The sequence below is a fragment of the Stenotrophomonas sp. 2YAF22 genome (assembly GCF_052114665.1).
Classification (GTDB): domain Bacteria; phylum Pseudomonadota; class Gammaproteobacteria; order Xanthomonadales; family Xanthomonadaceae; genus Stenotrophomonas; species Stenotrophomonas indicatrix.
Map to the genome: position 1 here is coordinate 1 of NZ_JBFRFE010000179.1, position 6,915 is coordinate 6,915.

7 protein-coding genes are annotated in these 6,915 nt (G+C 67.3%); 6 read left to right on the forward strand and 1 reads right to left on the reverse strand.

Going from position 1 to position 6,915, the window contains the following annotated elements; genetic code table 11:
* Nucleotides 1-408, forward strand: coding sequence for a hypothetical protein (locus AB4Y84_RS09120; RefSeq protein WP_442250026.1), 408 nt, complete (start codon nucleotides 1-3; stop codon nucleotides 406-408).
* 7 nt (nucleotides 409-415) lie between these two features.
* On the opposite strand, the gene AB4Y84_RS09125 is transcribed toward AB4Y84_RS09120, so the two are convergent.
* Complete coding sequence (locus AB4Y84_RS09125; RefSeq protein WP_313248537.1) at nucleotides 416-757, reverse strand: hypothetical protein; 342 nt, start codon at nucleotides 755-757, stop codon at nucleotides 416-418.
* Nucleotides 758-958: 201 nt separating this feature from the next.
* Between AB4Y84_RS09125 and AB4Y84_RS09130 the strand changes: the two genes are divergently transcribed.
* From AB4Y84_RS09130 to AB4Y84_RS09150, 5 genes are all read left to right on the forward strand, one after another.
* The gene (locus tag AB4Y84_RS09130) at nucleotides 959-2,581 is read left to right on the forward strand and encodes a ShlB/FhaC/HecB family hemolysin secretion/activation protein (protein ID WP_218787606.1); all 1,623 of its coding nucleotides are present in this window, start codon (nucleotides 959-961) and stop codon (nucleotides 2,579-2,581) included.
* 37 nt (nucleotides 2,582-2,618) lie between these two features.
* Entirely contained in the window at nucleotides 2,619-4,403 is a 1,785-nt protein-coding gene (locus AB4Y84_RS09135; protein WP_442243675.1) for a DUF2341 domain-containing protein, read from the forward strand.
* Nucleotides 4,404-4,413: 10 nt separating this feature from the next.
* A complete protein-coding gene (locus AB4Y84_RS09140; protein WP_442243674.1) occupies nucleotides 4,414-4,827 on the forward strand; it encodes an ExbD/TolR family protein in 414 nt (137 codons plus the stop codon).
* A 3-nt stretch (nucleotides 4,828-4,830) separates the two neighbouring features.
* Nucleotides 4,831-5,532, forward strand: coding sequence for a cell envelope integrity protein TolA (locus tag AB4Y84_RS09145; protein ID WP_051501606.1), 702 nt, complete (start codon nucleotides 4,831-4,833; stop codon nucleotides 5,530-5,532).
* 42 nt (nucleotides 5,533-5,574) lie between these two features.
* A partial coding sequence (locus AB4Y84_RS09150; RefSeq protein WP_442250027.1) for a putative porin occupies nucleotides 5,575-6,915 on the forward strand: 1,341 nt, incomplete at its 3' end.

The window sequence follows — 6,915 nt, forward strand, 5'->3', positions numbered from 1 at the left end:
GTGCAGCTGCTGACCGTGGCGGGATACTGGGGCATGGCCCTGTTCATGGCGCCGGTTCGCATTGGCGCCGCCACAGTGCGGGTCGCCGTACCCGCTGCCCCGGCCTTCGACGACGCAGCGAGCGCGCCGCTGGTACGGCTGCTTTCGCCAGGTGCAGTACAGACCGAGGTGACCGTGCTGGGGGTGATGGCAGGGCGGCAGGCGCCACTGGCATTGCTGTCGGTGGATGGGGCACCTGCCCAGGCCTATGCGCCGGGCCAGCGGCTGGGTCCATCCACCGTACTGGCCTCAATCAGCGCCAACGTGGTGGAACTGCAGCAGGCAGGGCAGGCGCGTTCGCTGCCCGTGCCCGGACTGCCGCCGCTGCCCACCGATGGCATCGTTCCCGCCGCCGTGGGGCGGCACTGAACACGGCTCAGCGCGCTGGACGCTGCGGCACCACCGAACGCCCGAATGCATCACCCATGCGCTGCCGCGTGCCCTCCAGGTTGTACTGCAGCAACTGGTTGCCAGGCTTGCGCATCAGGCGTTCGGCTTCGGGAAGGTTGGGGCGGGCGGCCGTGCCTGCTGCCGGTGCCAGCTTGCGTTGCAGGCAGTCCCAGGCGGGGATGCGCTCGCCGTTGACCTGTACTTCGATGCATGGCGCTGCTTCTGCCTGTTTGGCAGCCTGCTCAGCCCGCGCCCAGGGCGCAGCCAGAGCCAGAACCAACGCCACACAGAGGGCAGGGCGGTTTGGTGTAGCCAGGGTGGCGTGCATCTTGAATCTCCCGAGGCAGCAGGCGCTTTGCAATGAAGACGTGTGCCAGGCGAAGTGTCCGCCTGCGCCTGTTTCAGCATCGTCAGCAGATGACAGTGCTGTCACAAAACTGTTGGCGGTTTTGACGCGGCCTGCACGTCCTGTTGATAGACCCACGCGCCGCTCCCTGGCGATTCCCTTCGATACGACGCGATGCCTTCGATGACTCCCGTTCCGTGCCGTGCCGTTCGCCTTCCGCTGCGCCTGCATCCCTTGCTGCTGGCCCTGGCGTCGCTGCCGTCTCCGGCGTTCGCGCAGGACGCCGCGCCAGCGCCCACGGTGAACATCAACGAGTACATCGTGCGCGGCAACACCGTGCTCGATGCGCGCCAGATCGAACGCGCGGTCGAACCGTTCCTCGGCCCCGGCAAAACGCTCGCCGATGTCGAGAAGGCGCGCGATGCAGTCAACGCGCTGTACCAGCAGGCCGGCTACCAATCGGTCTATGTGGAGCTGCCCGAGCAGCAGGTCAATGCGGGCGTGGTGCTGCTGAAGGTGCAGCAGACGCCCATTGGCCAGCTGCGCGTGGTCGGTGCCCGCCATGACTCACCCGAGCGCATCCGTGAGCGGGTGCCGTCGTTGGCTGAAGGGCGCGTGCCCGATTTCGACCAGGCACAGAAGGAACTGACGGCGCTGAACGAAGGGGGCCGCCGTCAGGTGATGCCATTGGTGCGCGAAGGCCAGGTGCCGGGCACCATGGATGTGGACCTGCAGGTGGAAGAAAAGTCACCCTGGCGTGCCAGTGCGGCGCTCAACAACGACCATAGCGCCGATACCGAGAAGCTGCGCCTGAGTGCATCGCTGGCCCACGACAACCTGTGGCGGCGCGGCCACAGTGCGAGCATCGGCGTGTTCATCGCGCCGGAAGACACCCACCAGGCAAAGGTGTTCTCCGCCTCCTACACCGTTCCCTTCGAGGGCACGCCGTGGAGTCTTGAGGCATCGGGCTACACGTCCGACAGCCGCGTACTCAATGCCGGCGGACAGGGCGGCGCAGGCACGGGCACCGGCACCAACGTGATCGGCAACGGTCATTCCATTGGTCTCAAGCTCAACTACCGCCTGCCGGGCAGCAGCGCTTGGTGGCGCCAGCTCAGCCTCGGCGTGGACTTCAAGGACACCGAAGAAGACACGCAGATGGGCAAGGACAGCCTGAAAACGCCGTTGAAGTACGCACCGGTCACGCTGGCCTTCGTCGGCGTGCGCCAGGGCGAGCACGATCAGCTGAGCATCAACACGCAGCTGGTGGCGGGAACCCGGCGTCTGTTCGGTTACGGCAGCAACGCCACCGATTTCGGTCAGAAGCGCTACTGGGCCGATCCGAGTTTCGTGGCGTTCAAGGCCGATGTCTCCAACACGCACACCTTCGGCAACGACTGGCAGTGGTATGCGCGCGGCTCGCTGCAGGCGACCGATGCACCGCTGGTCTCGGCCGAACAGTTCGCCGCCGGCGGCATGTACACCGTGCGCGGCTACCTGTCGGCCGAAGCGATCGGCGACTACGGTGGCCTGGCCAACCTGGAATGGCGCACCCCGGCGTGGTCGCTGTGGAGCGGTACCGACCTGCGGCTGTACAGCTTCGCCGACGCGGCCTACCTGCGCCTGCGTCAGCCGCTGCCGGAACAGCGCGACAAGTACAACCTGGCGTCGGTCGGGCTGGGCGCGCAGCTGCGCCTGGGCGAACACCTGCAGCTGCGCCTGGACTACGCCTGGCCCTACGCCGATGGCCCGGTCACGCGCAAGGACGACCCGCGCCTGCATTTCAACATCAGCACCAGCTACTGACCCTTCCCTTGAGATGCGTTCTCCGGAGACCTTTTGCATGGACCGTCTGCTTTCCCGAATGTTGCTGCTGTTGGCTGCGCTGATCGCGCTGCCCGCCGCCGCGGCCGATGCCAAATGGTGGCAGGCCGAATGGAAGTACCGCAAGCCGATCACCGTCGACGCAGGCCCACAGGGCGCGGGGTTGGCCGGCAACCCCGGGCGTACGCCGCTGCTGCTGCGCCTGCATACCGGCAACTTCGGTTTTGATGGCACCCAGGAGGGTGGCAACGACCTGCGTTTCGTTTCTGCCGACGGGCGTACGGTGCTGGCCCATCAGATCGAGCAGTTCGACCCTAACCTGGGCCTGGCCCTGGTCTGGGTGGACGTTCCGGTACTGACTGCCAGCGCGCCGCAGACGATCTGGATGTACTACGGCAACGCGAAGGCGCCGGCCAGCGGCAATGGCCAGCAGGTGTTCGATCCGGACTACACGCTGGTCTACCACTTTGCCGAAGCCAATGCGCCGGCGCGTGATACCACGGCCTACGGCAACACGGCCGGCGCGGCGGTGCCTGCGGCGGAAAGCACGGTGATCGGGCGTGGCGTGCAGCTGGGCGCCAGCCCGCTGGCGCTGCCGGCCAGCGCGTCGCTGGCACAGGAAGCGGGTGCGCCGCTTACCGTTTCTGCCTGGATCAAACCGGGCGCGCTGACCACCGCGCAGGCGATCTATGCGCGCCGCGACGGCAGCGCCGAGCTGGTGGTGGGTATCGACAACCGGGTGCCGTTCGTGCAGCTCAACGGTCAACGCAGCACGCCGGCGCAGCCGATTCCGGAAGGGCAGTGGGCGCATGTTGCGGTTACCGCCGAGAAGGGGTCGCTGCAGCTGTATCTGAACGGTCGCGTGGTGGCCCAGCTCAGTGGTGAGCTGCCGGCACTGACCACCGCAGCGGTGGTGGGTGCCGATGCGCCGGGCGCGGCGCAACCGCTGGCCAACTTCGATGGCGCGCTGGATGAACTGCGCATCTCACGCGTAGCACGCCCGGCGGCGCTGCTGCTGGCCGATGCCACCGCGCAGGGCGCCGATTCGCGCTTGATCAGCTACGGCGCCGACGAGCAGTCGGCCGGGCAGAGCCACTTCGCCTTCATCCTCAAGGCGATGCCGTTCGATGCCTGGGTGGTGGTCGCCATCCTCGGCCTGATGATGCTGTTGTCCTGGGCGATCATGATCGCCAAGAGCCGTCATTTCGGCCGCACCAGCAAGGCCAATGCGGTGTTCACCGAGAGCTTCAGCAAGCTCTCCGGCGTGCCGCTGCGCACGTTGTCCGAGATGGACCGGCAGGGCAAGGTACCGACGGCGATGCACGACGGCTCGCTGTGGCGCATCTACCAGGTGGCCATCGATGAGATGCAGCAGCGTCATCAGCGCGATGGCAACTCCGGCTACCTGAGCGCGGCCACCATCGCCGCAATCCGCGCGTCGATGGATGCGGTGATGGTGCGCGAACAGGAAGCGATGGCGAGGCGCATGAACTGGCTGTCGACCACCATCGAGGGCGCACCGTATGTCGGTCTGTTCGGCACCGTGATCGGCATCATGCTGGTGTTCGTGGTGGCGGCGATGGCCGGTGCGGTGGACATCAACTCGGTGGCCCCAGGCATGGCGGCAGCGCTGCTGTGTACCGCCGCCGGCCTGGGCGTCGCGATTCCTGCGCTGTTCGGCTACAACTGGCTGGGCGCACGCGCCGAAGCGATCGGCGCCGACATGGCGGTGTTCATCGACGAGTTCGCCGCCCGCCTGGCCGAAGAGCAGGACGGGCGCGGCCCGGCCGTGGTTCAGGGCTGAGGGGCCGGCCATGGCCTACAAGGCGAAGTTTGGCGTCAAAAAGCGCGAGAAGGGCATCAACGTGACGCCCTTCGTCGACGTGCTGCTGGTGGTGCTGGTGATCTTCATCCTGACCAGCAACGCCTCCATTCCCGGCATCGAGGTCAACCTGCCGAAGGCCAGCAACAGCGCGGCACTGGAGAAGCCCAAGACCAAGGCGATCACCATCGACCCCAGCGGCCAGGTGTTCCTGGATGCGTACCCGGTGACGATGGCCGAGCTCGAGGACCGCCTGCGTACCGAACGGGCAACCTCGCCGGATTTCCCGGTGATCGTGCGCGGCGATGCGCAGGTGCAGTACGCGCGCGTGGTCGAGGTGCTGGATCTGCTGCGCCGGCTGGAGCTGGCCCAGGTCGGCCTGGTCACCGGCAAGGCGCAGGGTTGAGGCATGGCCGGCCATCGACCACCCCTGCAGGAGCCCGGTACGCGCGGACGCCAGTTGCTGGTGACGATCGCGCTGGTGCTGGCGGCGCTGCTGGTACTGGGTGTTGCCGTGTGGTGGCTGCTGTTCAAGGACACCGCCAGCACCCGCCGGCCAGTGGTGCAGCCGCCGATGCTGGCGTTGCCACCACCGCCGCCGCCTCCACCACCACCACCGGAAAAGCCGCCTGAGCCGGAGACGCCGCCGGAAGAGACTGTGCCCGAGCCGGAGCCGCTGGAGCAGCCAACGCCGGCCGAAGAACCGACGCCGACGCCGGACAATGCCGACCCGGTGACCATGGACGCAGATGCGCAGGCCGGCGGTGACAACTTCGGCATCCAGTCGGGCAGCGGCGGTGGCTCGTCCGGCGTTGGCCGTGGCGGTGCCGGCAACGCCAGCTATGGCCGCTACCTGGGCTATCTGATGCAGCAGGCGATTTCGCGCGATGCGCGGGTCAAGCGCCTGGCGTTCCAGCTGCAGGTGAATGTCTGGCTGGCGCCCGATGGCCGGCTGGAGAAGGTCGAGCTGGTGCGTGGCAGCGGCAACGAAGAGGCCGACGTGGCCGTGCTTGAAGCACTGCGACAGATCGGCAAGGTCGACCAGATGCCACCGGCGTCGCTGGATTTCCCCGCGCGCGTGCTGATCCAGGGGCGCCGTCCCGGCGCGTGACCGATGAATTCCGTGATTTCCCTTCTTTCGATGAGAACCGTGATGAACGACCACGACCGCGCTCGAACCGCATCCCGCCGCCCACGGCCGGCCCGACGGGCGCTGCTGTGCTGCGCCGTACTGCTCAGCCTGACCGTTCCGGCCAGTGCGATGGCGGCCGAAACCACCATGGTCAAGTTGATCAAGGGGCTGATCGCCAGTGGCGCGCTCAAGCCCGAAGACGGCCAGGCCCTGCTGGTGCAGGCCGAAGCAGAAGCGGCGGCTGCGCAACGCGGCACCGCCGGCAGCACAGCCAGCAGCGGCGGGGTGGCGCTGGAGGCCGGTGATGTGCGCGTGCCGTACGTGCCGCAGAGCGTGCGCGATGGCATCCGTGATGAGGTACGCCAGGACGTGATGGCGCAGGCCAAAGCCGAGGGCTGGGCCGCGCCGAACGAGGTGGCCGAGTGGACCAAGCGCATCAAGGTCAGCGGTGACATGCGCGTGCGCAGCGAATCGCGCTTCTACTCCGAGCGCAACAGCGACATCGAGACCAACTGGGCCTCGGTGAACGCCGGCAACGGCTTCGATACCAACAACAACACCAACCTGCAGCTGCCGCCGCTGCTCAACACCCGCCAGGACCGCCGCAATCTGTGGCGCATCCGCGCACGGCTGGGCATCGAAGCGACGATCGGCCAGCACACCACCGCAGGCGTGCGCCTGGCCAGCGGCAGCAGCAACGGGCCGGTGTCCACCACCGAACAGCTTGGCGGTGGCCTGGGCAAGAAGGACGTGTGGCTGGACCAGGCATGGCTGGCCTACAGCCCGGCCGACTGGGTGACGGTGCGCGGCGGACGCTTCGGCAATCCGTTCTGGACCAGCGACACGCTGTTCTCCAACGATCTGAACTTCGACGGCCTGGCGGCCAATCTCAGCTACGACCTCGCCGAGGACGTCGGCCTGTTCGGCAACCTGGCGGTGGTGCCGTTGGAGTACACCTCCGACAGCGCGCCCAGCCAGAGCCGGGTGAAGACGCCCAACGAGAACAAGTGGCTGTCCGGTGCGCAGGTGGGGGTGAACTGGCGCTTCAACGATGACAACAGCCTGCGTGCGGCGCTGGGCTACTACGATTTCAAGAACATCAGTGGTCGCCTGTCGTCTCCCTGCGCGCTGTACGCCGGCGCGGTCGGTTGCGATACCGACTGGTCGCGGCCGGCGTTCATGCAGAAGGGCAACACCCTGATGCTGATCCGCGACATCGCCCGCAACCCGTTGGATCCGGCCAACACGCCCACGCCGCAGTACGTGGGCCTGGCTTCTGCCTTCCGCCTTGCGACCTTCAACCTGCGCTGGGATACACAGCTTGCGCAGGACATCGGCATGCGCCTGGATGCGGACTACATC